The sequence below is a fragment of the Micromonospora sp. RB23 genome (assembly GCF_053585025.1).
In genome coordinates this window covers 224,093-247,899 of sequence record NZ_CM132111.1, presented here as the reverse complement: position 1 = coordinate 247,899, position 23,807 = coordinate 224,093, and the positions used below count along the sequence as shown (strand labels likewise).

Sequence of the window (23,807 nt, the reverse complement as noted above, 5' to 3'; positions counted from 1 at the left end):
CGTCGCCGGGCGGAACCGGCGACGGCCCAGGCCCCCGCACCGCGCAGCCGCCGTACGGCCGGCGCCGGGCGGAACCGGCCGCGCACGGCGCGGTCACGGGCGACACTGCCCGTACAGACGTGCCCGTGGGCACCGGCGACCTCCCGCCGGCCCCGGGAAACCAGCGGACCCGACGGTCCGGCCGAGCGAGTACGGAGATGAGACCGTGACCGAGACCAGCATCCCCCGCGCCGAGCAGTCCCTGGACGAGGAGGAGACCGCGACGCTCGAGGTGGACGGCGACGACACCGAGGCCGACGACATCGAGGCCGACGACACCGAGGCCCCGGCCGGTGGTCGCGAGAAGAAGAGCGCGGGCGAGAGCGACCTGTTCCGGCAGAGCGAGATCGCGGCCGACTACGTCGAAGGACTGCTCGACATCCTCGACTACGACGGCGACATCGACGAGCTGGTGGCCGGCGGCCGTCCCGTCGTCGAGGTGGTCGGCTCCCGGCTGCAGAACCTGGTCGGTCAGCGCGGCGCCACCCTGGAGGCGCTCCAGGAGCTGACCCGGCTCGCCGTCTTCCGGCAGACCGGTACGCCGAGCCGCCTGCTGCTCGACGTCGGTGGCTACCGGGCGAACCGTCGCAAGGAACTCGCCGCCGTCGCCAAGAACGCCGTGGAGAAGGTCAAGGAGTACGGCGAGCCGGTGCGCCTGGACGCGATGAACGCGTTCGAGCGCAAGTGCGTCCACGACGTGGTCAACGCCATGGCCGGCGTGGCCAGCGAGTCGGAGGGCGTCGAGCCGAACCGTCGCATCGTCGTACGCCCGGCGGACTGACTCCGTTGACCCACGACGACACCGCGGCTGATGCCGTGACCGGCCCGGGCGGCACGCCGTCCGGGCCGTCCCCTGTTCGGTCCGACGAGACTGGCGACGGAGGCCCATCGCCGACCGACGCCGCGCTGCCGCCCGAACTGGCTCCGGCCGCGCTCACCCTCTTCGGTGATCGGCTCGACCTGGCCGCCGCGTACGCCGAACTGCTGGCCACCGACGGCGTCGTCCGCGGACTGATCGGTCCGCGCGAGGCGCCCCGGATCTGGGACCGTCACCTTCTCAACTGTGCCGCGGTGATCGAGCGCATTCCGAGCGACGCGAACGTGCTCGACGTGGGCTCCGGCGCCGGGCTGCCCGGTCTGGTGCTGGCCATCGCGCGTCCCGACCTGACGGTGACGCTGATCGAGCCACTCGCCCGGCGGACGTCGTTCCTCGTCGAGGTGGTCGAACGGCTCGGCCTGACCCGATCGGTGCGGGTGTTCCGTGGCCGCGCCGACGAGGCCGCCAGCGGATCGAGCGGCCGGGAACCGATCAGCGGTGACGTCGTGACCGCCCGCGCGGTCGCACCACTGGATCGGCTGGCGACCTGGTGCCTACCGCTCGCCGTACGCGGTGGGCGAGTGCTGGCACTCAAAGGTTCTTCCGCGGCAGCCGAGATCGAGGAGCACGCCGCAGTCGTGGAGCGGCTCGGCGGCAGCGAGGCGACCGTGCACCTCTGCGGCGTCGGCGTCATCGACCCGCCCACGACCGTGGTGGAGATCGTCCGGGAGCGGACGGTCGGTCCGGCCCGACCGGCGGCGAGCAAGCGCTCGCGCGGCGGGCGGGCTCGCCGTCGCTGACCAGCGCGCAATCGGGCGTCCGGTCGACGGGTTGCGTCGTTGTACCGGTACGGATGGACAAGGGATTGAGAACCCGACGTGGACCGGCCACGCCCGTCCGCCGTAGGCTGGCCGCGCGTCGATAATGTGGAGCGGCCGACGGACGTCGCGGACTCCGACCGCTCCCGAGAGGCCGTACGCTCCGGGGTGCGAGAGCGGGTGTGGCCAAGTTGACCGGGGCGCGGACCGACCATCCGAAGCGGGCAGGGATGACAGGTGCATGACGACGGCAGGTACGACGATCCACGCGTGACCGGGTCAACCAGCGACCCTGTTTCACGTGAAACCGACTACCCGAGCTGGTCCCCCGCCGGAGCGTCCATTCCGGCGGACGACGATCCGTTCACCTCGCCGGACGAGGCAGTGCTTCCGACCGTCGGGCCGGAGACGTCGGGCCGTCGGGCGGCCGACGGCCCGAGCCGACCCGTCAACGCCGCCGACGTACGGCAGACGCCCGGTCGGCGGAACAGGACTGCGGCGGTGCGCTTCGAGGCGGCGGTGCCCCACCAACCCACCGCCGCAGTGGCGCCCGACGCCGTGCCGGTGGTTCCCGACGTACCGGTCGCGTCGGCCGAGTCGTTGGCGGCGGTTGCGGCCAACCCCCCGTACGTTTCACGTGAAACTGAAACCCCGACGCGCGAAGAGGATGACCCACCGTTGGCTATGGAGGCGATGCGCGCCGTGCAGATCCTGAATCCCAGTGGCGAGGTGACCATGCCTCGACCGGATCGGACCCGGGTCATGTGCGTCGCCAACCAGAAGGGCGGCGTGGGTAAGACCACGACCACGGTCAACCTCGCGGTGGCACTCGCCCTGCACGGCAACCGGGTGCTCGTGGTCGATCTGGACCCGCAGGGCAACGCCTCGACCGGGTTGAACGTGCCGCACCACACCGGCATCCCCGACGTCTACGACTGCCTGATCAACAGCGTCCCGCTGGCCGAGGTGGCGCAGGCGGTCGAGGGCATCCCGAACCTGTGGTGCGTACCGGCCACGATCGACCTCGCCGGCGCGGAGATCGAGCTGGTGTCGGTGGTGGCCCGCGAGTCCCGCCTCGACCGTGCTATCGCCGCCTACCCGGGCCAGTTCGACTATGTCTTCATCGACTGCCCGCCCTCGCTCGGCCTGCTCACGGTCAACGCCCTGGTCGCCGCGCAGGAGGTGCTGATCCCCATCCAGTGCGAGTACTACGCGCTGGAGGGCCTCAACCAGCTGATCAACAACATCAACCTGGTGCGGCAGCACCTCAACCCGAAGCTCGACGTCTCCACCATCCTGCTCACCATGTACGACCGCCGTACCCGTCTCGCGGACGCGGTCGAGCAGGACGTCCGGAACCACTTCGGCGACAAGGTTCTCCAGGCGGTCATCCCCCGTAACGTGCGGGTGTCGGAGGCACCCAGCTACGGCCAGTCGGTGATGACCTACGATCCCGGATCGCGGGGTGCCACGAGTTACTTCGAGGCAGCCCAGGAGATCGCCGAGCGCGGCGTCAAGGAGCCGGTGGGCCGGAATGCGTAGTGGGGACGAGTCGCTGGGAGGCGTGGCATGAAGAACCGTCCTCGGGGCGGTCTGGGACGGGGCCTTGGTGCCCTCATCCCGACCGGGCCTGTGCCGGGTGCCGCCGGCACCGTGACGGCCGAGCCGGAGAACGGGAGTGTCGACGCTGACGAGGGCGTCCCCTCAAGCGCCGCCCACACGGCCCCGGCAAGTGTCGCCGTCCACCAGCCGGAGCCCGTGCTCAGCCCGGTGCCGGGTGCTCGGTTCGCGGAGATCCCGGTCGACGCGATCATGCCGAACCCGAAGCAGCCCCGTCAGGTCTTCGACGAGGAGGCGTTGGAGGAGCTGAAGACCTCCATCCGCGAGGTCGGCTTCCTCCAGCCGATCGTCGTGCGCCAGCTCGACGACGAGAAGTACGAGCTGGTGATGGGCGAGCGCCGTTGGCGGGCCGCCCAGGCGGTGGGGCGCGACAACATCCCGGCCATCGTCCGGGACACCCGCGACGACGCCATGCTCCGTGACGCGCTGCTGGAGAACATCCACCGGGCCAACTTGAACCCGCTGGAGGAGGCCGCCGCGTACCAGCAGTTGCTGGAGGAGTTCGGCGCCACCCACGAGGAACTGGCCCGCCGGATCGGCCGCAGCCGTCCGCAGATCTCCAACACGATCCGACTCCTCAACCTGCCGGCGCAGGTGCAGCGCCGGGTTGCCGCCGGCATCCTCTCCGCCGGTCACGCCCGCGCACTGCTCAGCCTCGACGACTCGGAGGCCCAGGATCAGCTGGCGCTGCGGATCGTCGCCGAAGGGCTGTCGGTGCGGGCGACCGAGGAGATCGTCGCCCTGACACTGAACGACGGCCCGGCCAAGGGGCAGGCCGCCAAGCGGCGACCGAAGCCCCACGCGCCGGCCCTGTCGGATCTGGCCGACCGCCTGTCGGACCGTTTCGACACCCGGGTCAAGGTCGACATCGGCCGGAGCAAGGGCAAGATCACCATCGAGTTCGCCACCGTGGATGATCTGGAACGGATCGTCGGCATCATCGGCGTGCAGGAGGAGGGGACGCAGGACTGACGTCCGCGACCTCCGTCCGAGGGCCGCGCCTCCTCCGGGAGTCGCGGCCCTCGTGCGCGTACGCCCCGTTTCACGTGAAACACATCTTCATCCGGCGTCCGGCGGACGAGGACGATCACATTCGTCCGTCACGGCGCGCCCAAGCGCCCCAGGCGGCCGGGCCGACCTCGGATACCCCTCGGCCCCTCGAAGGCGGCAGCGGCCCTCTCAGGCGACGTACGGGTCACCCCGCGTCAAACATCAAGAGCCCGGCCGGACGCCGGCCGGTGGCCAACGGTGTTTCACGTGAAACGGCCACTCCGGGGGCGCGGGACGTCACGGGCTCGCTCGCCGCAAAGGGCTCGGTTGGCGCGTCGCCACGCAACGATCGAGGGAGCGAAAAGTTATCCACACCCGTTGTCCACAGGCACCCCTCGTTTCACGTGAAACGCCGCGTGAAAGCGGGTGCTGGCCTGTGGATGACCGCGCGTATCAGCGTCCTCGGCAGCCTGTGGATATCGATTCGGCGGCCCACGGTGACGGACCACGGCGGGCGACGGCGGACGCTGATCGGGGCGTTCGGATCCGGTCGAACAGGTAGGGACAGCGGTGCCAGACTCGGTTAGGGTCAGCGTCGTGCGTGACACCCCTCCCTCAGTCCCGGACTTCACCCAGTGGCCCTCGTTTCCCTTCGAGGGCGAGCTGCGGGTGAAGCAGCTCGACGACCCGGTCCCGGTCGAACCGCCCCGCAAGGGCGAGGGTCTCCGGGAATGCACCGCCTGCAACGCACCCGACGACGCCTACATCTGGGTGGGAGAGCGGTGGCGGGTCCGTGCCATGGACCGGCCGACCGGCCTGCCGATGGTGCTCATCCTCGAGTCGCGGAGCCACCTCGACCTGGGTGACCTGCCGAACCTGCTCGCCGCCGAGCTGGGGGTGATGACGGTACGTCTCGAGAGGGCCATCCGATCGCTGGACGGCGTGGCGCGAGTGCACGTGAACCGGTGGGGCGACGGTTCCGCTCACCTGCACATGTGGTTCCTCGCTCGGCCGTACGGCCGGCTCCAGCTACGGGGTACGTTCCTCTCCCTGTGGGACTCCATCCTGCCGCCCATCTCCGAGGAGCAGTGGCGGGAGAACCTGGCGCTCGTCGCCGCCTGGCTCGCCGAGTTCGGTGGCCGACCCTTGGCCGAGCCGCCCCGCATCCAGTGGCAGGCCCCGTCGAGCCTGCTGGCCCAGTCCGCTGCTGCGGCGCACGCCGCGGCCAACGAGGAAGACGCCGTATCGGTCATCGAGGCGGCCGAGGAGATTCCGGAACCGGCGATCGAGGAGGCCAGCGGTCACAGCCGCGACGACGGGGGCCCTGCGACCGACTCCTCGGTCGTGGACCGCGATCCGGCAGTCACCTCCGTCGGCGACCACGATCGCGGTGACGGCGACAACCCCGATGACAGCGCGGGCAGCGGTGACAGCGGCGAGCGCGATGGCGATGACACGGCAGTCGAACCGGCGTCCGCGGCCGCGTTCAACCCGACGGTCGAGCCGGCTGCCGATGCCGCGCCGATTACCGGGTCGGGACGCGACGCCGGGCCGGGACGCGACGCCGGGCCGGAACGCGACGCCGAGAACCATGCCACCCGGAGTGCGGTCGTCCCGTCGCCGCGCAGGAGCCCCACCGACGACGCCAGCGAGGACGGGATCACCCCGCCCGACGTGAGCGCCGCGCACTGATTACCGGTTACGGGTGGGGTTGGCGGAGTGGGTATCCCGCCGCCAGCCCTCCCGTAACCGCGATCCACGACCGGCAAGGCCGCGAACAGCGGGAGGCAGAACCGCGTGCAGCGGCACGGGAGCGCCGCGTGCAGCGGGACGCCAGCATCGAGAGTGAGCGAACCGGCAGCATCGAGAGCAGCGAACCGGGAGCGCCGCGAACAGCCGGACGGCAGCGCCGCGTGCAGCGAACCCGTAGCCGGTACGAGACCGGGTCAGGACGAGTGGCGGGCGGCGGCCCGGGTGACCAGCGAGCCGACCAGCCGGCCGAAGTCCAGGCCGGCCGCCTGGACGGCCAGCGGCAGCAGCGAGGTTTCCGTCATGCCGGGCGAGACGTTGACCTCCAGCACGTGCGGGCGACCCTCGGCGTCCACGATCACGTCGACCCGGGACAGGTCCCGCAGCCCGAGCGCGGTGTGCGCGGCGAGCGCCACGTCGGCCACCGCGGCGGCCACCTCCGGCTCCAAGCGGGCGGGAGCGTGCCACGTGGTGCGGCCGGCGGTGTAGCGGGCGGCGTAGTCGTACACGCCGTTGCGCGGCACGATCTCCACCGGTGGCAGCGCCTGCGGACCGTCTCCCAGGTCGACCACGGAGACCGCCACGTCGATCCCGGATACGTACCGCTCGACGAGGGCCGTCGAGTCGTACGCGAAGCAACCGACCATCGCGGCCGGGAGTGACGCGGCGTCCCGGACCACGGCGGCGCCCAGTCCGGAGCCGCCCTGCGCCGGCTTGACCATCAGCGGCAGGCCGAGCCGGTCGGCGATGCGGTCCAGCACGGCGACGGCGCCGAGTTCGGAGAAGCGGTCGTGCGGCAGGGCCACCCAGTCGGGGGTGGGGATGCCGGCCTCGCGCAGCACCGCCTTGGCCGAGGGCTTGTCCCAGGCGAGCCGGGAGGACCGGGCGTCACAGCCGACGTAGGGGATGCCGCACAGGTCCAGCACTCCGCGCAGCGAGCCGTCCTCGCCGGTCGCGCCGTGCAGGGCGATCACGACGGCGTCCGGCGGATCGGCCGTGAGGGACGGCAGGAGGGCCACGTCGGCGTCCCGCATCTCGGCGTCGACCCCGACGGCACGCAGGGCGTCGAGTACCCGTCGGCCGGAGCGCAGCGACACGTCCCGCTCGTAGGAGAGTCCGCCGGCGAGAACCAGCACTCGCAGGTCGGCCGCGACGGCGGAATCGGTCACGGAGAAGCGCTCGGCAGCGGTCGTACCCATGCCGGCATCATGCCAAGTCGGGACCCGGCACGTCGGAGCCGGGCCGGCCGCGACGGCCGGCGACACCGCCAACGGCGCCGAAGACGCGCCGGGTGGCGAGTTCCTGCTCCATGACACCCGCCAACCGGCGTACGCCCTCACGGATGCGCTCCGGGGGCGGGAAGCTGAAGTTCAGCCGCATCGCGTCGGTGCCCGTGCCGTCGGCGTAGAAGCCGGTACCGGGCACGTAGGCGACCCGGGCGGCGATGGCACGCGGCATCATGGCCTTGGAGTCCAGGCCTTCCGGAAGGGTGGCCCAGACGAAGAGCCCGCCGGCCGGGGTGGTCCAGGTGGTGCCTTCGGGCATCAGATCGGCCAACGCGTCGAGCAGGGCGTCGCGCCGTTCCCGGTAGACCTCGCGGTAGACCTTGAGCTGCTGCCGCCACGGCATCGTGCCGAGATAGGTGGAGACGGCGGACTGGGCGTAGACGCTGGGGCAGAGGATCTGCGCCTCGCTGGCGATGACCAGCTTGTCGCGGACCGCGTGCGGCGCCAGGATCCACCCCACCCGCAGGCCGGGGGCGAACGTCTTGGAGAAGGTGCTGAGGTAGAAGACGCCGTCGCGCCGCCGGGCCCGCAGCGGCGCGGGGGCCTCACCCTCGAAACCCAGTTGGCCGTACGGGTCGTCCTCGACCACGAGCAGCCCGGCGCGCTCGCAGATGTCGAGGACGCGCTCGCGGCGCTCCTCGCTGAGCGTCACGCCGGCCGGGTTCTGGTAGGTGGGGATCGTGTAGAGGAACTTGACCCGCCGGCCGGCCCGGGCGAGGTCGGCGATAGCCGTCTCCAACGCCTCGGGGATCAGACCGTCGGCGTCCATCGGCACGTGCACCACCTGCGCCTGGGCGGCCTGGAACACCCCTAGCGCGCCCACGTAGGTCGGGCCCTCGGCGAGCACCACGTCACCCGGGTCGAGGAAGAGCCGGGCGACCAGGTCGAGGGCCTGCTGGCCGCCCACCGTGACCACCACGTCGTCGGGCGAGGCGCCGCACGCGGCGTCGATGCCGGAGAGCGCCATCACCTCGCAAATCCGCTCGCGCAGCTCGAGGGTGCCCTGGCCGATGCCGTACTGGAGGGTGGTGCTCCCGTGCTCGGAGCCGAGCCGACCCAGCATCTCGCCGACCGCGTCGAGGGGCAGCGCGGCGATGTACGGGGCGCCGCCGGCGAGCGACACGACCTCCGGTCGACTGGCCACCGCGAAGAGTGCTCGGATCTCGGAGGCGGTCATCCCGCGTACACGCCGGGCGTACCGGTCGGTGTAGTCGTCGAGTGTCGTGCCGGTCATGACCTCACCTCGATCGCTGCTCGGGTGGCTACCGCCCCGGGTACCCCGCCCGCTCGTGACCATGGCCGCGGCACACCGATTGTCGATCCTAGTCGGCCGGGGCCCGGTTGCCGCCCTGCCGGAACGGATCGACCACATGGCGGACCGACCGCCCGCCGGGGGTGGGGATCTGCGCGTCCCCTCCCGTACGGTCGATCGGCGGCGTACGATCGCTCGTCGGGGGCAGGAAGGCGGCGCTGTCGTTCCATGCCGGTCTCACCACCGAGCCTATTGTGGGGATGCGCCATATGTCGCGACGTCTGGTCAGCCTGACCCTCGACACGCTGGAGGATCTTCCGCGCCCCTGCCGCCAGTGCGTCTACTGGGAGCTTGACCCGGTCTCCGCCGACCGGGCGTGCGCCGCCGGTGACCCGGGCCTGGAGAAGGAGGCGTGGGTCTCCCAGACCCTGCTGGAGTGGGGGTCCTGCGGCAAGCTCGCGTACGTCGACGGCATGCCGGCGGGCTTCGTGATGTACGCGCCACCCGCCTACGTTCCCCGCTCGATGGCCTTTCCGACGTCGCCCGTCTCGGCCGATGCCGCGCTGTTGATGACCGCCAACGTGGTGGCCGCGTTCGCCGGGGGTGGATTGGGCCGGATGTTGGTGCAGGGCGTCGCCCGGGACCTGACCAAACGGGGGATCAAGGCGATCGAGGCGTTCGGCGACGCCAAGTTCGGTGACGCCGATGATCCGGCCGGCGGGTGCGTGGCTCCGGCCGACTTCTTCCTCTCCGTCGGCTTCAAGACGGTACGTCCGCATCCCCGCTTCCCCCGGCTGCGCCTCGAACTGCGTACGGCGCTGAGCTGGAAGTCCGACGTCGAGTACGCGCTCGAGAAGCTGCTCGGCTCGATGAGCCCGGAGACGTTGCTGCGGCCGGTCCGGCCCGCCCCGGCCACCCGCTCCGCGGGTGGCTGAGCGGGTCAGTCGACCACGGTGCCGGCGGCCACGACCGCACGCAGTTCGCTGACGTCGATCGAGCCGGTCGGCACGTCCCGCTCGATCGGGTAGTACATGCGCTGGACTGCGGCCACGATCGCCTCCACCACCCGGTCGCGGAAGCGGGGGTCGACGAGCCGGGCGCGGTCCACGGGCGAGGTGAGATAGCCGACCTCGACCCGGACCGCCGGCATCCGCGTCAGCCGCAGCAGGTCCCACGCCTTGGCGTGCGTACGGCAGTCCCGCAGCCCGGTCCGTGCCACGATCTCCCGCTGCACCAGGCCCGCCAACCGTTCACCGGTCGCCGAGGTCACCCCGTTGTCGGTGCCGTAGTGGTAGGTCGCCACCCCTTCGGCGTCCGGGTTGGCGTGCCCGTCGAGGTGCAGCGAGATGAACACGTCCGCGCCGAGCGAATTCGCCAACAGCGCCCGGTCGGTGTCGGGTAGGCACGCGTCGGGTGCGGGACCCCGGGTGAGCTGGACCCGGACGCCGGACGCGGCGAGGCGTCCCTCCAGCCGGCTCGCCAGGTCGTGCACGAGGTCGGCCTCCGTCCAGCGCAGCGGACCGTCCGGCACCACCATCCCGGGGTCGGTGCCACCGTGGCCGGGGTCGATGACCACCGTCTTACCGACAAGCGCCGGTCCGGACTGGCGGATCGCGTCGGACTCACGCAGCCACTGGGGGCGACCGCCGACGACCTTGCGACCGATCCGGCGCAGCGCGTCCATCGTGTGGGGGCCGCAGGAGCCGTCGGGCGCCAGGCCCACCTCGCGCTGGAACTGGGCCACGGCCCGGGACGTCCGGATGCCGTAGATGGCGTCGGCGCGGCCGACGTCGTACCCCATCTCCAGCAGCCGCTCCTGCAGCGACCGGACATCCTCGCCGGTGAGCGGCTCGGGGACCGCGTGGTAGAGGGTGCGGGCGCCGAGCCGCCAACGTGCGGCCTCCAGCGCGCCCCAGGTCTCCGAGCCGACCCGCCCGTCCACGCTGAGCCCTCGGGACTGCTGGAACGCGCGGACCGCGCGTTCGGTGGCCAGGTCGAACTCGTCGCTCTGCGGGCCGCTGGCGGCGAGCAGGTCGAGGCCGGTGAGGATGGTACGGATCTCCGTGACCGCGGGTCCCCGGTCTCCGGGTCGAATCGGACGCACGCACGACCCCCTCTGCACGAGTCTGGCTGGCCGGGCGGCGGCCCTGGCTTGAGGCTATGCGTTCGGGACCGGTGACGGGCTCGGGCCGGGAAAAACACCGAACCCCGCACCCGACGAGCGGGTACGGGGTTCGGTGGTGTCTGCGCGGATCAGAGGGCCGACTCGATGAGCCGGACCAGCTCGCCCTTCGGCTTGGCGCCGGCGATCGACTGCACGGGCTGGCCGTTCTTGAAGACGGTGAGGGTCGGCACCGACATGACCCGGTACGCCCGGGCGGTCTCCGGGTTCTCGTCGATGTTGAGCTTCACGATGGTGACCTGGTCGCCCATCTCACCCGCGATCTCCTCGAGCAGCGGCGACACCTTGCGGCACGGCCCGCACCACTCGGCCCAGAAGTCCACCAGCACCGGCTTGTCGGCCTGCAGCACGTCGGCGACGAAGCTCGCGTCCGTGACCGCCTTGGTATTTCCCACTATTGCCCTCCTCCGGGATGTGTTTCCTGTTTCAGCTGAGCGTCGCGATGAACCGCTCGGCGTCGAGAGCGGCGGCACAACCGGTGCCGGCCGCGGTGATCGCCTGGCGGTAGGTGTGGTCGACCACGTCACCGGCGGCGAAGACGCCGGGCACGCTCGTCCGGGTGCTGGGGGCCTGGACCTTCACGTAGCCCTCGTCGTCCAGTTCGACCTGGCCCTGGAAGAGCTCACTGCGGGGGTCGTGGCCGATGGCCACGAACACGCCGGTCACGTCCAGCACCTTGGTCTCGCCGGTGTGCACGTTGCGGACCCGTACACCGGTGACCTTGCCGTCAGCGCCCAGGACCTCTTCGACGGTGCTGTTCCACTCGACCTTGATCTTCTCGTTGCTCAGCGCCCGGTCGGCCATGATCTTGCTGGCCCGGAACGAGTCGCGCCGGTGGATGATCGTCACCGAGTCGGCGAAGCGCGTGAGGAAGCTGGCCTCCTCCATCGCCGAGTCGCCACCGCCCACGACGACGATGTGCTGGTTGCGGAAGAAGAAGCCGTCACAGGTGGCGCACGAGGAGACACCGTGGCCCAGGTACTCCTGCTCGCCCGGAACGCCCAGCGGACGCCAGGCCGAACCGGTGGAGAGGATGACGGCGCGGGCCCGGTAGGCGGTCTCGCCGACCCACACGGTGCTCGTCGCGCCCGAACCGGCGTCGCCGGTGTCGACCAGCTCGACGCGCGTCACGTCGTCCGTCAGGAACTCGGCGCCGAACCGCTCGGCCTGCTTGCGCATGTTGTCCATCAGCTCGGGGCCGAGGATGCCGTCGGCGAAGCCGGGGAAGTTCTCCACCTCGGTCGTGGTCATCAGCGCGCCACCGGACTGGACACCCTCGATGATCAACGGCTTCAGGTTGGCGCGCGCCGCGTAGACCGCCGCCGTGTAACCGGCCGGGCCGGAGCCGATGATGATCAGGTTGCGGACCTCGTCCACTGCCGTCTCCCGAGTTGTGTGTGTTCGGCGTCGGCGCGCGCACCGATGCTGATCCGAGTGCCGACGCCTGGAGGGTGCCGGCAGCTGACTTCCAGAACGTCATCGTACGAAGCGAGGATTCCCGAACCGGGCAACCGGTGGGTCAGGTCACGTGGACGCTCGTCGTGCTGCGGATTCACCCTACCCGCGCGGAATACCGGCTGTCCGAGCCGGACCCGGGTACGCCGCACTCGGCCCCGCTCACCCACGCCCAGCGCGCCCCGGTCGCGTCGGTGAACCGGATGACCAGCGCCTGCTCGCCCTGGAACCGCGCGTAGTCGATAACTTCGACGACCAGTGGACCCGCGCCGTGCTCCGCCGCCACGGACGACAGGCACGCGTTCAACGCGGCGTCGTCGGTGAGTCGGGCGAGCTGGTTCGACCCGTGCGGGGCGGGCCGCCGATCCCCTCCGGCATCCACTCCGGGCTGTTCACCGGGGCCGCCGCTGCTCGTTCCCAGCATCGGCGACGGTGGGCTCGGCGTGCCGCCGAGGCTCTGCGGGGTGTAGTCGACACCGCTGTGCAGGGGCGGGCCGGACGTGCGGACCACAGCCCCGCCGGCAGCGGCGACGTCGGGCGCGTTGGCCGGGCGCTCCGCGGCACCGGTGTCCGCGGTGCCGGTCGACAGCTGGTTGAGCCCCAGACCGACCGCGACGACGGCGGCCGCCGCGACGGCCACCGGGGCGGCGGCACGGACCCAGCGACGCTGCCGGCGACCGGGGCCGGTGGGGCCGCGCCCCGCCTCGGCGGGGAACGAACTGGTGGGCCGACGCCCACCCTGCGCCGGCACGGTCACCGGCGTGGCGTCGGCCGGCGGGGTGTCGGCTGCCGGCGGGGTGTCCGCTGCCACCAGCGCGGCGGCGATTCGTTCGGCGATGGCGGACGGCAGCTCCGGGGCGGGCTCGGCCCAGCGGGACAGGTCGCTGCGAACCTGTGCCACCGCGGGCGCCAGCAGCGCGTACGCCTCTGCCCAGGCCGGGTCCGCGGCCACCAGGCGGTCGATCCGGGCCTGCTCCGGTGTGCCGTCCAACGCTCCGCCGAGGTAGTCAGCGAGCAGGTCGGCGTCGACCTCCCTGAACTCCTCGGCCGTCACGTGTCCTCCTGATTGGCGTCCTGCCGGAAGCGAACCGACCCCGATCCGACGCCCTCGGCCGGGCGGGGGTTCCCCGCCGTGACGTCTGGCACGTCCGCTTCGGGATCGACCCGGCCGGGACGCGCCGACGCCGCCGGGCGGAGATGCCCGAGCAGCACCGCCAACCGTGCCCGGCCCCGGGCACACCGGCTCTTCACCGTCCCCTCGGCGACGCCGAGGATGCGGGCCACCTCGGCCACCGGGTAGCCCTGCACGTCGACCAGCACCAGGGCGGCCCGCTGCTCGGGCGGGAGCGCGGCGAGCGCCGCGCGGACGACGAGCGCCGTGTCGTGGTCCTGCGCGGGCGCGGCCGGCTCGACACCGCCGGTGCCCGACCCGTCGGTCCGATTGCCGTCGGGCAGGGGCACCGTGGGATGCGCCTGCCGGCGCCGGATGCGGTCCAGGCAGGCGTTGACCACGATCCGGTGCAGCCACGTGGTGACGGCGGAGTCGCCACGGAAGCGGGCCGCCGCGCGGTGTGCCGACAGCAGGGCGTCCTGGAGCGCGTCGGCGGCCTCCTCGCGGTCGCCGAGCGTCCGCAGGGCCACCGCCCAGAGCCGGTCCCGGTGCCGGTGGAACAGGGCCGCGAAGGCGTCCCGGTCGCCGGCGACGTGAGCGCGCAGCAGCTCCAGGTCCGTTGCCGCGTCACGCTCGTCCATCACCACGTCCGGTGGATGTGGCGTCCAGATAGTGCTGCGCGACTCACGAACCCTGGACCGTGATCTCCTGCACGCCGAGCTTGAAGCCGCCGTCGTCGCCGTTGGGCGGCAACTCGGTGAACCAGAGCAGCAGGTAGCGGTACTTCTGGTCGGCGTTGAACCCGTTGAAGGTCATCGTGGTGCCGTCGTGCTCCTTCAGGACACCGATTTCGGTCTTGTAGTTCGACACCATCGACTTGTCGCCGTTGGAGGTCGCCGGATACGTGGTCGTGCCGGCGAGCAGCTTCGCGGTGGCGCCTCGACCGGAGAGCACCGCCTGCACCGACCGCACCGTGTGGGGGGCACCCAGGTCGAACCAGACACCCATCCCGGACTTGAGGTTGCCGTAGGTGGCGTTCGGGTAGCGGTCGGTCTCCCAACCCTTGTCGTTGTCACCGTCGATAATCTTCTCGGCACCGTCGAGTTCGTCCCGCGGGGCGCTGTCCGGGTCGATGATCTTGATGTTCTGCACCTTGAGGTTGCGAACCGTGGCGGCGGCCGGGGTGGCCTCACCGGTCGGAGCGCTGGCGCTGGGGGTGGCCCCGGCGGTGTTCTCCGGCTTCTTGTCGTCGCCGCCGAGCGCGCTGATCCCGATGAGCAGGCCGACCAGGGCGACCGCCAGCAAGCCGGCGATGCCGATGGCGACCTTGCGACCGCCGGCGGCGGCCAGCGGGGACGGCTCCTCCTCGGTGTCGGCCGCGAACCGCAGCGGACCGCCGTTGTCGAGGTAGTGCTCCTCCTCGGCCGGTACGTCCAGCCGGGCCAACTCGGCCGCCAGCACGTCGGACGACGGCGGCGCGATGTCGGCGTCGAGCAGGTCCATCGTCAGGTCGTCCAGATACGCGGGCACACCGGCCCGGACCTGGCGGGGCGCCGCGAGGACACCCGAAGCGTCCCGGACCGCGTCCGCGATGGCGGCCCGTCCGTGACCGGCGGTGGCCCCGCGCAGCGGCGCCTCGGCGTGCGGCCAGTGACCGGTCAGCGCGAAGTAGAGGACGCCGCCCACCGCCCGGATGTCGCTCTCCTGGCTGTCGTCGCCGTCGGTGCGCGCGTCGGCCAGGACCACGCGGCCATCGTCGCTGATCATGACGGTGCCGGGATGGACGTTGCCGTGCACCATGCCGGTGGCGTGCACCGCGGCCAGCGCGCTGGCGACGGCGTTGCCGATCGCGGTGGCGCGCGCCGGGTCCAGCGGGCCGTCGGCGGCGAGGTCGCGGAGCGACTGCCCGTCCACCCACTCACGGACCACGTACGCCCGCTCGGCCTCGTCGATGGCGTCGTACACGCCGACGAGGTTGGGGTGGATGACCCGGCTGGCCGCGACGGCCGCCTGAAGCATCTCGGTAGCGGAGTCGCCACCCGGGTAGCGCAGTACCACGGCGACAGGGCGGCGCAGGATGACGTCGACCCCGCGCCAGACCAGCCGACCCGCGCTGTCGTTGTTGATGTGCTCGACCAGCTCGTAACGCTCGGCGAGGATCTCACCGGCCGTGGGAGCACCGAAGGTCATAACCGGAGGAGCGCTCTCGTCCGCCTCCTGACCCTCGCCGACCTGGGTCACCCGTCCTCCCTCGGTGATCGTGTCGATCGATGGACCCGTACTGCTGGGCATGTGGCTTCCCGCTCTGCCGTTGAAGGAACCGGCCAACCGGTGTCGACGCGCAGCGTCGGCGCCTGCCGTACCCGTCGAGAGCGACCTTACCCGGGTTGCCCGTCTCCCCGACATGTCATCTTCTTGCCGTACCCGGCGGGGTGCCGGGGATCGGGGAAGTCGTCCGGTTACGACCGTTGTCAGCCACGTTGCTGGCACATGTACTAGCTAATCTACGGCTTCACCGCAAGTGACCGACGTCGGGGCCGGGCCGGACGTGCCGCCCTCGTCCAGCAGCCAGTTCCCCGCCGATCGGACGCCCACGCTCAGCCTTACGGTTGGTTATCCACAGGCCGATCCGGTGGCTGACCGGTGAATCGCGGAGTTATCCACAGGAACATCCCCAGGCTGGTGATCGTCGGTCACGTTCCGTGTGACCACGACCGTGGGTGCGGCTCAGCGGCCGAGTCGGCGACGGACCATCCCGACCACCTCGGTGATCTCCCCGATCCGCAGCGCCATGGCGAGCCCGAGGTATGTCCCGCCGATCACGGCGCCACCGATCACGAGTTGGAGGACGGCCTGCATCCAGCTCGGCGTGTCGCCGCCGGGCAGCAGGCTCACCACGAGCAGGCCGACCAGGGCGGCGCCCAACGCGGCCACGAGGACCCGGCCGAGGGTCCGCAGGATGGCGCCCATCCCGATCCGGCCGACCCGGGGGCGCAGCAGCCACGCGGAGGCGAACGCCGCCGCCAGGTAGGACACGGCGTTGCCGATCATCATCCCGGCCGCCGCGAAGTGCGCCGCGAAGGCGACGTAGAGCACGACCTGTACGCCGATCCGCAGCGCCACCACGGGAATGTTGATCAGCGCCGGGGTGCGGGTGTCCGGCAGGGCGTAGAAGGCGAAGGTGAAGAGCTGGCTGATCGCGAACGGGACCAGCGCCAGCGCCGCGAGCAGCAGCACCAGCGAGGTGTCGGCGGCGTTCTCATCCGTGAACGCGCCGTACCGGAACAGCGTCACGGCCAGCGGAGTGGCCAGCACCGCGTAGCAGACGGCGATCGGGGCGAGCACCGCCGAGACCGTGCGGGTGCCCCGGGACAGGTCGGCGGCGACGTCGCCGTACCGGCCGTCGGCGGCCGCCGCGCTCATCCGGGGCATCAGCGCCGTGATGATCGAGACGGCGATGATGCCGTGCGCCATCATCAGCAGCAGGAACACGTTGTTGTAGATCAGCGGACCGGCGGCGTTCTCCTTGCCGGCCCTGTTCAGCAGGTTGAACAGCACGATCAGGCCGACCTGGCTCACCGCCACGTAGCAGAACATCCAGCCGCCCAGGCGGCCCAGCTCGCGCAGCCCGAGGGTGCGGAAGTCGAACCGGAACCGCCAGCGGAAGCCGACCTTGCGCAACGCCGGCAGCAGTCCGGCCGCCTGGATGGCGACACCGAGCAGGGTGCCGCCGCCGATGAGCAGGATGCGCCCGGTGGTCATCTGGTCGGGCCGGACGATCTCCGCACCGAAGATCGCGATGTAGAGCCCCGCCGTGGCGATCACCACGATGTTGTTCAGGATCGGCGCCCACATCGGCGCGGCGAAGTGCCCCCGGGTGTTGAGCACCGCGCTGATCAGGGCGCTGAGACCGGTGAAGAAGATCATCGGCAACATCAGGTACGACAGTGCCGTGACCAGGTCCCGGAAGTCGGCCCCGGTCTTCTTGCTCGCGTAGAGCGAGGTCAGCACGGACGCGAACGCCACCGCCACCAGCGCCGCCGCGGCCAGCGCCAGCACCGCGAGCGTCAGCAACCGCTGGGCGTACGCCTGGCCACCGTCGCTGTCGACCTTGCGGCGGCGGACCAGCACCGGGATCAGGACACTGGTGAGGATGCCGCCGAGCAGGAACTCGTACACCATCCCGGGCAGGATCTGCGCGGTCGTGTACGCGTCACCCACCAGCGCGCCGCCGAGCGCGGCGGTCAGCGCGAGCGTACGCAGGAAGCCCGTACCCCGACTGACCAGGCTGCCGATCGCCATCACCGCGCTGTTGGCCGCGGCGCTCGTCTCGCCGATCTGTTCCTGCGGTGGGGCGGTCGACTCCATGGCCGGCTGGTTCAGCGGCTCGGCGGAGATGAAGGTGGCGCCGTCGGAGGGGCGGATGTTGGCTCCCGCACCGCCGTCCCGCGCGGCGTTCGCGCTGCGGTAGAGCCCGCCGCTCATCTCCAGCCTCCCAGGGGTACGTCGAGCCGGGCACCGACCCGCACGTCACAGACCTTAGTCAACCCGCACCCGTTACCCGCGCCCGGCGGATCGGATCACACCTCGGCCCGATAGGCTGGCGATCCCATGTCCGAAGCCTCCGCTCCCCACGCCGCCGACCGCCGCGACCTCACCGCCGCGCAGCGCAACGCCGTCGCCGAACTGCTCCGGGTCTCCCCGGTCGCCGACGAGCTGGGCCGCCGTTTCGTCCGTGCCGGTCACGAGCTTCACCTGGTGGGCGGTTCGGTACGCGACGCGCTGCTCGGCCGACTCGGCGACGACCTCGACTTCTGCACCGACGCCCACCCGGATGAGACGTTGCGGATCATCAAGGGTTGGGCCGAGTCGATCTGGGAGACCGGGCGCGAGTTCGGCACCATCGGCGCCCAGCGCGACGGTCTCCGACTGGAGATCACCACCTTCCGCGCCGAGTCGTACGACCAGGTCAGCCGCAACCCGGTGGTGGTGTACGGCACCAGCCTCGACGAGGATCTGAAGCGGCGCGACTTCACGATCAACGCGATGGCGGTCAGCCTGCCGGACCATCGCTTCACCGATCCGCACGGCGGGCTGGCCGACCTTTCGGCGCAGGTGATCCGTACGCCCAGCACCCCGCGGGAGTCCTTCGGTGACGACCCGCTGCGCATGTTGCGGGCCGCCCGGTTCGCCGCCCAACTGCGCTTCGCCGTCCACCCCGACGTGCACGTCGCGATGACCGAGATGGCCGCCGACCTGGACCGGATCACCGCCGAGCGGATCCGTGACGAGTTCACCAAGCTGCTCTGCGGTGCGGACCCGATCACCGGGCTGCGTCTGCTGGTCGACACCGGTCTGGCCGAGCGCTTCCTGCCGGAGCTGACCGGGCTGAAGCTGGAGATCGACGAGCACGCCCAGCACAAGGACGTCTACGAGCACACGCTGACGGTGGTCGAGAACGCGGTCTCCTACGAGGAGGAGGGCTGCGACTTCGTCCTGCGGATGGCCGCCCTCATGCACGACGCGGGCAAGCCGGCGACGAAGGCCGTCGGGTCCGACGGCCGGGTCAGTTTCCACCACCACGAGGTGGTCGGCGCCCGGCTGACCAAGGCCCGGATGAAGGCCATGCGGTACCCCAAGGAGATCACCGCGAAGGTGACCGCGCTGGTCGCGCTGCACCTGCGCTTCTACGGGTACGGCCGGGGCGAGTGGACCGACTCGGCGGTGCGCCGGTACGTCGCCGACGCCGGTGACCTGCTGCCCCGGCTGCACAAGCTGACCCGTTCGGACTGCACCACCCGCAACCGTCGTAAGGCTGCCCAGCTGGCCGCCGACTACGACGCGCTGGAGGAGCGGATCGCCCGGATCGCCGCCGAGGAGGACCTGGCCCGGGTACGCCCCGACCTAGACGGCAACGCGATCATGGAGCTGCTCGGCGTACCTCCGGGGCCGATCGTCGGGCGGGCCTGGAAGCACCTCAAGGAACAGCGCCTGGAGCACGGCCCCCTGGACCGCGACGCCGCCGAGGCGGAGCTGCTGCGCTGGGCCCGATCCGAAGGCCTGATCCCCTAACCCGCGCGTCCCCGCCCCGATCCCCGCCGATCTTGCACTTTCTGTCGCGACAAAGGGGGCAATCCCCTCATGCCGACGACAGAAAGTGCAAGATCGCGGGCGCGGGGCTAGCGCGTTTCGACGGCCGTGCCGTCGACGGACGGGGGCTTGGCCGCCGGGGTGCCGTTGCCGCCGGGCGTCGATGCCGAGCCGAGGCGGGCCAGCAGGCCGGCCAGGTCGATGCCGGTGAGGTCGCTGCCGAGTTGCAGACCCTGCGCCACGTTGCCGGCCACCGACTTCGTCAGTGACGACGCGCCTTCGGTGGAGATGACCGTCATCTTGTCGATCGCCCCGATCGGAGCGCTGGCCGCCTCGACGACCTGCGGCAGGACCTTGACCAGCAGGTCCAGCACCGCGGCCTCGCCGTACGCGGCGAACGCCTCGGCCTTGCGCGCCATCGCGTCGGCCTCGGCCTCACCCCTGGCCAGGATGGCCGCCGCCTCGGCCTGACCCTCGCGCTCGACCGCCTCGGCGATCGCGGAGCGCCGCCGCTGCTCGGCCTCACCCTCCTTGGCGCCCTCGATCGCGTTCGCCTCGGCGAGTGCCGCCCGGCGGGCCCGCTCGCCCTCACCGGTGAGCCGTGCCTGCTCGGCGGAGGCCTGCGCGGCGGCGATGACCGCCTGGCGCTGCGCGTCCGCGCTGAGCACGGCCGCGTTGCGGGCCGCCTCGGCCTCCTGCTCCACCTTGTACCGGGCGGCATCGGCCGGCTTGCGCACCTCGGTGTCCAGTTGGCGCTGCTTCAGCTCGGCGTTGCGCTCGGCCACCTTCTGCTGCTCGGAGAGGATCGCCTGGTCCCGCTCCGCCTGGGCGAGCGGCCCGGCCGCGGCCGACTTGGCCTTCGCCGCGTCGATCTCCGCCTGGATGCCGGCCTGCTTGAGGGCCAGGTTCCGGTTCGCCTCGGCGATGGCCTCCTCGGCGAGCAGCCGTTCCTGCTCGGCCTGCTGCCGGGCCCGCGCCTCGGCGATGGCCGCGTCCTTGAGCACCCGGGCGGCCTCGGGTCGGCCCAGGTCCTGGAGGTAGGAGCCCTCGGCGAGGATGTCCTGGAGTTGGAAGGTGTCGAGCACCAGACCCTGGTTGGTCATCGAGTGCTCGGCCTCCTCGGCGACGGCGCTGGCGAACGCCGCCCGGTCCCGGATGACCTCCTCGACGGTGAGCCGACCGACGATCGAACGCAGCGCGCCCGCCAGCACCTCCCGGGTGAAATTGTCGATCTCGTCCTGCTGGTGCAGGAACCGTTGGGCGGCCGCGCGGATCGCGTCCTCGGTGCCGCCGACCTTGACGATCGCCACGCCGTGCAGGTCGGCGCGGATGCCCTGCTTGCTGACCGCGCCTCGGATGCCCACGTCGATCCGGCGGCTGGACAGGTCGAGTGACTGGAGCTTCTGCACCACCGGAAGCACGAAGACCGAGGCGCCGAGCACCACCTTCTGCCCGGAGGTGTCGGTCGACCGACCGCCGTCGGCGGTGTGCGTGGTGCGTCCCTTGCGACCCGTGACGATGAACGCCTCGTTCGGCCCGGCCACCTTGATCCGGGACAGCACGAACAACACCAGGACGAGCGCGAGGACGACCGCGCCCACGACAGCTATCAACAGGGGCATGAAGGGGGTCCTGTCTACGAGAAGGAATCAGTAGGTCTCGACGTGCACGCTTGTCTCACTCAGCGCCTGCACGACGAAGACCTGCGCGCCGATCGGGATCGGCCGGTCGGCGCGGGCGTTGAGCTTGACCGGCTGGCCGGCGACGCGTACCCGCACCTCGCCGTACCCGTTGAGGGGCACCGGTGTGACGACCAGGCCGAGCGCGCCGACCAGGTCGTCGCGGGTGGGGGTGGGGTCGGTGCGCATGTTGCGCGCGGCGCGGCTGAACCGCGACGCCAGCCACGCCGTGGGCACGGCCGCGAGCAGGCCGCCGGCCGCCGCGCCCGCGATCATCCCGGGGGTACGCGCACCGAGCAGTTCGTTGACGATGGCCCCGCCGAAGCCGAACGCTCCGGCGAAGCCCGCGACCGTCTCGGTGGAGATCGGCCCGTCCACGTCGGGGTGACCGAAGTGGAGCAGCTCGCTGCCGAGCAGGGCGAGCGCCAGCACCGCGACACCGGCCCCGCCGATGATCAGAAAAACGAGCGTCCCCGTGGCCACGACCTGCACGGTATCGACGCCGCGCAACGCCGATGAACTGTCGGACGGCTCAGCGAGGCGCCACGCTCACCTCCAACTCGGACAGCTGTCCGGGCAGCGGCTGGCGGACGAGTTCGCGCCCCCTCGTGTCGGCCAGTACGAAGTCACCCTCGTACTGCTGCCGGTAGAGCAGGCGGTCGTCGCCGACCCAGGCGACGTCGGCGACCGGCAGCGGGTTGACCACCCGTCCGGTGGCGGTCTCCACCAGCAACGGTTCCTCCTGGCCCTGGACGACGACCAGGCTGCCGTCCGGTGACCAGGCCCACGGCCCGGCGGGATCGCCGGGTATCGGCTCCGACCGGGTCGGTCGTCCGTCGTCGGCGGAGAACAACTGCACGCCACTTCGGGGGTGCCGGATCGCCTCGGACCGTGGCTCGCCCGGCGCGGTTTGCGGCAGCGCCACCTCCCGGCCGTCGCGGGTCCAGATGAAGGAGCACTGGTCGGTGCAGAGGTAGCGCTGCCGGGACACCCGGTGGGTACGCCTCGTGCCGTCCCGCTCGACCACGACGAAGCCGAAGTGATCGAGCTGATCGGTGGTGAACAGGAGGCGACGACCATCCGGTGACCAGGTCGGGCGGCTCAGCGCACGGCCGACCTCGTACCAGCGGGTCTTCCCCGTGGCCATGTCGACGAGGCCGACCTCACGTGGACGCTCCTCCTCCACTACCGCCACCAGAGACCCGGTCGGTGCGGGGAAGATGCCGTCGTAGCGGTCGGTGGGGACGTAGCGGCCCCGGCTCCGGTCGAGCAGGAAGCCGCTGCCCGAATTGCGGGCGAACTGTGCCTGGGTCACCACCCAGTTACCGGGTAGCACCAGTGGCCTGGCGGTCCAATTCGCGCCGGGGGTGGGCCGGATCGACGGCGACGACGTCATCGACGGCGACGGAGTCGCGGTCGCGGGCGGCGTCGTCGGGGTTGCGGCCGGTCGGGGCCGGAGCAGCACGAATGGCACAACCGCCGCGACGATCGCGACCATCGCCGCGCCGCCGACGGCCAGTCGTCGCTGACGGCGCAGCCGGCGACCCTGGCCGAGCGCCCGGTCGGCGAGCCCGGGCGCGGGCGCGGCGCCGTCGGCGAGGTCGCGTACGGCCCGGCGGAGCATGTCGTCCAGATGCGTGGTCAACGCGTCACCCCCGGGCCGGTGGTCAACTCGTCCAGCCCCGGCACCAGGCCGCGGAGCCGTGCCAGCGCCCTGGCGCTCTGGCTGGCGACCGTGCCAGCCCGACAGCCGAGCAGCGAGGCGGTCTGCTCGACGCTCAGGTCCTCCAGATAGCGCAGGGTCAGCACGGCCCGCTGCCGTGGCGGAAGCGCCCGCAGAGCCTCCAGCAGCAGCAGACGCAGATCGGTCTCGCGGCGGTCGTCGTCCGCCGCCCGTTCCGGCACCTCCGCCACGGGCACCTCGGTGCGCCGCGCTCGTCGTCGCCAGCTGGACACCTGGTCGTGGTAGAGGATGCGTTTCACGTACGGCTCGGCGTCACCCCTGATCCGCGGCCAGCGGGCGTACGCCTTGGCCAGCGCGTTCTGCAGCAGGTCCTCCGCCGCGTGCTGGTTTCCGGCCAGCACGTACGCGACGCGCAGCAGGGCGGCACCCCGCTCCCGAACGAATGTGGTGAACTCCCCGTCGACATCCGCCACCGCCCACCTCCGTACCTCAGACGCCGGGCGACGACGAAACTTTGCCTCGCCGCGCGGGACAATGGCGGCATGCGCTGGACTGTGCTCGACTCGCCGATCGGGGAGTTCTCCGTGGCCACCGACGACACGAGTGTGTGCGGAGCCCACTTCGGTCGGGTGGACGCGGCCGTCGACGAGCCGGGCGATCCGCTGTCCCGGCAGGTCGTGGCCGAGCTGCGGGCGTACTTCGCCGGTGAGCTGACCGCGTTCACGGTTCCCGTCTCGGCCCCGCGCGGCTCCGAGTTCGAGCGGGCGGTGTGGCGGGAGATGACCCGCATTCCGTACGGAGAGACGCTGACGTACGGCGAGGTGGCGCGGCTGGTCGGCGATCCCGGCGGGGCCCGGGCGGTGGGGGTGGCCTGCAACCGCAACCCGGTCCCCGTGCTCGTGCCGTGTCACCGGATCGTCGGTGCGGGCGGCAAGCTGGTCGGCTTCGGCGGCGGCCTGCCGCGCAAGGTCACGCTGTTGGAGCTGGAGGCCGGCGTCGCGCTGCGACACGCCTGGTCCTGACCCGCTGATCGTT

23 protein-coding genes are annotated in these 23,807 nt (G+C 71.6%); 8 read left to right on the top strand and 15 right to left on the bottom strand.

The annotated features are described in order from the left end of the window. Positions 1–205: 205 nt before the first annotated feature. Entirely contained in the window at positions 206–820 is a 615-nt protein-coding gene (locus ACTFTM_RS01055) for a Jag family protein (RefSeq protein ID WP_449564020.1), read from the top strand. Between the two features lie 137 nt (positions 821–957). Continuing rightward, positions 958–1,656 carry a 16S rRNA (guanine(527)-N(7))-methyltransferase RsmG gene (gene rsmG, locus ACTFTM_RS01050; protein WP_449566507.1) on the top strand — a complete coding sequence of 233 codons (699 nt, stop codon included), beginning with the start codon at positions 958–960 and terminating at the stop codon, positions 1,654–1,656. Positions 1,657–1,985: 329 nt separating this feature from the next. Here rsmG and ACTFTM_RS01045 read toward each other — a convergent pair whose 3' ends face one another. Next, a complete protein-coding gene (locus ACTFTM_RS01045) occupies positions 1,986–2,294 on the bottom strand; it encodes a hypothetical protein (RefSeq protein ID WP_449566789.1) in 309 nt (102 codons plus the stop codon). Here ACTFTM_RS01045 and ACTFTM_RS01040 point away from each other — a divergent pair. The 3 genes from ACTFTM_RS01040 to ACTFTM_RS01030 all read left to right on the top strand — a co-directional run bounded on the left by ACTFTM_RS01040 (position 2,239) and on the right by ACTFTM_RS01030 (position 5,976). Next, entirely contained in the window at positions 2,239–3,216 is a 978-nt protein-coding gene (locus ACTFTM_RS01040) for a ParA family protein (protein WP_449566506.1), read from the top strand. The two genes, ACTFTM_RS01045 and ACTFTM_RS01040, sit on opposite strands and share 56 nt — an antisense overlap. 27 nt (positions 3,217–3,243) lie before the next feature. After that, positions 3,244–4,266, top strand: coding sequence for a ParB/RepB/Spo0J family partition protein (locus ACTFTM_RS01035; RefSeq protein WP_449564019.1), 1,023 nt, complete (start codon positions 3,244–3,246; stop codon positions 4,264–4,266). Between the two features lie 615 nt (positions 4,267–4,881). Then, positions 4,882–5,976, top strand: a complete 1,095-nt coding sequence (locus tag ACTFTM_RS01030) for a hypothetical protein (protein WP_449564018.1) — start codon at positions 4,882–4,884, stop codon at positions 5,974–5,976. A gap of 254 nt (positions 5,977–6,230) precedes the next feature. Here the strand turns inward: ACTFTM_RS01030 and ACTFTM_RS01025 are convergent, their stop codons facing one another. From ACTFTM_RS01025 to ACTFTM_RS01015, 3 genes are all read right to left on the bottom strand, one after another. Further along, positions 6,231–7,232, bottom strand: coding sequence for a D-alanine--D-alanine ligase family protein (locus tag ACTFTM_RS01025; protein WP_449564017.1), 1,002 nt, complete (start codon positions 7,230–7,232; stop codon positions 6,231–6,233). A 7-nt stretch (positions 7,233–7,239) separates the two neighbouring features. Continuing rightward, the gene (locus ACTFTM_RS01020; protein ID WP_449564016.1) at positions 7,240–8,553 is read right to left on the bottom strand and encodes an aminotransferase-like domain-containing protein; all 1,314 of its coding nucleotides are present in this window, start codon (positions 8,551–8,553) and stop codon (positions 7,240–7,242) included. Positions 8,554–8,641: 88 nt separating this feature from the next. Then, a complete protein-coding gene (locus tag ACTFTM_RS01015; RefSeq protein ID WP_449564015.1) occupies positions 8,642–8,815 on the bottom strand; it encodes a hypothetical protein in 174 nt (57 codons plus the stop codon). Positions 8,816–8,840: 25 nt separating this feature from the next. Here ACTFTM_RS01015 and ACTFTM_RS01010 point away from each other — a divergent pair, with 25 nt between their 5' ends. Then, positions 8,841–9,506, top strand: coding sequence for a GNAT family N-acetyltransferase (locus tag ACTFTM_RS01010; protein ID WP_449564014.1), 666 nt, complete (start codon positions 8,841–8,843; stop codon positions 9,504–9,506). Between the two features lie 5 nt (positions 9,507–9,511). Here the strand turns inward: ACTFTM_RS01010 and ACTFTM_RS01005 are convergent, their stop codons facing one another. From ACTFTM_RS01005 to murJ, 7 genes are all read right to left on the bottom strand, one after another. Continuing rightward, complete coding sequence (locus tag ACTFTM_RS01005) at positions 9,512–10,675, bottom strand: N-acetylmuramoyl-L-alanine amidase (protein WP_449564013.1); 1,164 nt, start codon at positions 10,673–10,675, stop codon at positions 9,512–9,514. Between the two features lie 149 nt (positions 10,676–10,824). Beyond that, complete coding sequence (gene trxA, locus ACTFTM_RS01000) at positions 10,825–11,148, bottom strand: thioredoxin (protein ID WP_007453873.1); 324 nt, start codon at positions 11,146–11,148, stop codon at positions 10,825–10,827. A gap of 31 nt (positions 11,149–11,179) precedes the next feature. After that, the gene (trxB, locus tag ACTFTM_RS00995; protein ID WP_422737542.1) at positions 11,180–12,130 is read right to left on the bottom strand and encodes a thioredoxin-disulfide reductase; all 951 of its coding nucleotides are present in this window, start codon (positions 12,128–12,130) and stop codon (positions 11,180–11,182) included. 175 nt (positions 12,131–12,305) lie between these two features. Beyond that, positions 12,306–13,262, bottom strand: a complete 957-nt coding sequence (locus ACTFTM_RS00990; protein ID WP_449564012.1) for a hypothetical protein — start codon at positions 13,260–13,262, stop codon at positions 12,306–12,308. Then, positions 13,259–13,960, bottom strand: a complete 702-nt coding sequence (sigM, locus tag ACTFTM_RS00985) for an RNA polymerase sigma factor SigM (RefSeq protein ID WP_449564011.1) — start codon at positions 13,958–13,960, stop codon at positions 13,259–13,261. Before sigM ends, ACTFTM_RS00990 begins: the two co-directional genes overlap by 4 nt. Positions 13,961–14,003: 43 nt before the next feature. After that, positions 14,004–15,611 carry a protein kinase family protein gene (locus ACTFTM_RS00980; protein ID WP_449564010.1) on the bottom strand — a complete coding sequence of 536 codons (1,608 nt, stop codon included), beginning with the start codon at positions 15,609–15,611 and terminating at the stop codon, positions 14,004–14,006. A 435-nt stretch (positions 15,612–16,046) separates the two neighbouring features. Continuing rightward, positions 16,047–17,804: a murein biosynthesis integral membrane protein MurJ gene (murJ, locus tag ACTFTM_RS00975; protein ID WP_449564009.1), complete on the bottom strand. Its 1,758-nt coding sequence runs from the start codon at positions 17,802–17,804 to the stop codon at positions 16,047–16,049. A 126-nt stretch (positions 17,805–17,930) separates the two neighbouring features. On the opposite strand from murJ, the gene ACTFTM_RS00970 reads away from it, so the two are divergent. Continuing rightward, positions 17,931–19,391, top strand: a complete 1,461-nt coding sequence (locus ACTFTM_RS00970; RefSeq protein WP_449564008.1) for a CCA tRNA nucleotidyltransferase — start codon at positions 17,931–17,933, stop codon at positions 19,389–19,391. Between the two features lie 107 nt (positions 19,392–19,498). Here the strand turns inward: ACTFTM_RS00970 and ACTFTM_RS00965 are convergent, their stop codons facing one another. From ACTFTM_RS00965 to ACTFTM_RS00950, 4 genes are read right to left on the bottom strand one after another with little or no spacing between them, the layout of a single operon-like run. After that, positions 19,499–21,031 carry a flotillin family protein gene (locus ACTFTM_RS00965; protein ID WP_449564007.1) on the bottom strand — a complete coding sequence of 511 codons (1,533 nt, stop codon included), beginning with the start codon at positions 21,029–21,031 and terminating at the stop codon, positions 19,499–19,501. A 27-nt stretch (positions 21,032–21,058) separates the two neighbouring features. Beyond that, a complete protein-coding gene (locus ACTFTM_RS00960) occupies positions 21,059–21,580 on the bottom strand; it encodes a hypothetical protein (protein ID WP_449566505.1) in 522 nt (173 codons plus the stop codon). Between the two features lie 40 nt (positions 21,581–21,620). Next, on the bottom strand, positions 21,621–22,733 hold the full coding sequence (locus tag ACTFTM_RS00955) for a TolB family protein (RefSeq protein ID WP_449564006.1): 1,113 nt from the start codon (positions 22,731–22,733) through the stop codon (positions 21,621–21,623). Then, entirely contained in the window at positions 22,730–23,245 is a 516-nt protein-coding gene (locus ACTFTM_RS00950) for a SigE family RNA polymerase sigma factor (RefSeq protein ID WP_449564005.1), read from the bottom strand. Before ACTFTM_RS00950 ends, ACTFTM_RS00955 begins: the two co-directional genes overlap by 4 nt. A 69-nt stretch (positions 23,246–23,314) precedes the next feature. Between ACTFTM_RS00950 and ACTFTM_RS00945 the strand changes: the two genes are divergently transcribed. After that, complete coding sequence (locus ACTFTM_RS00945) at positions 23,315–23,794, top strand: methylated-DNA--[protein]-cysteine S-methyltransferase (protein WP_449564004.1); 480 nt, start codon at positions 23,315–23,317, stop codon at positions 23,792–23,794. Positions 23,795–23,807: the final 13 nt, after the last annotated feature.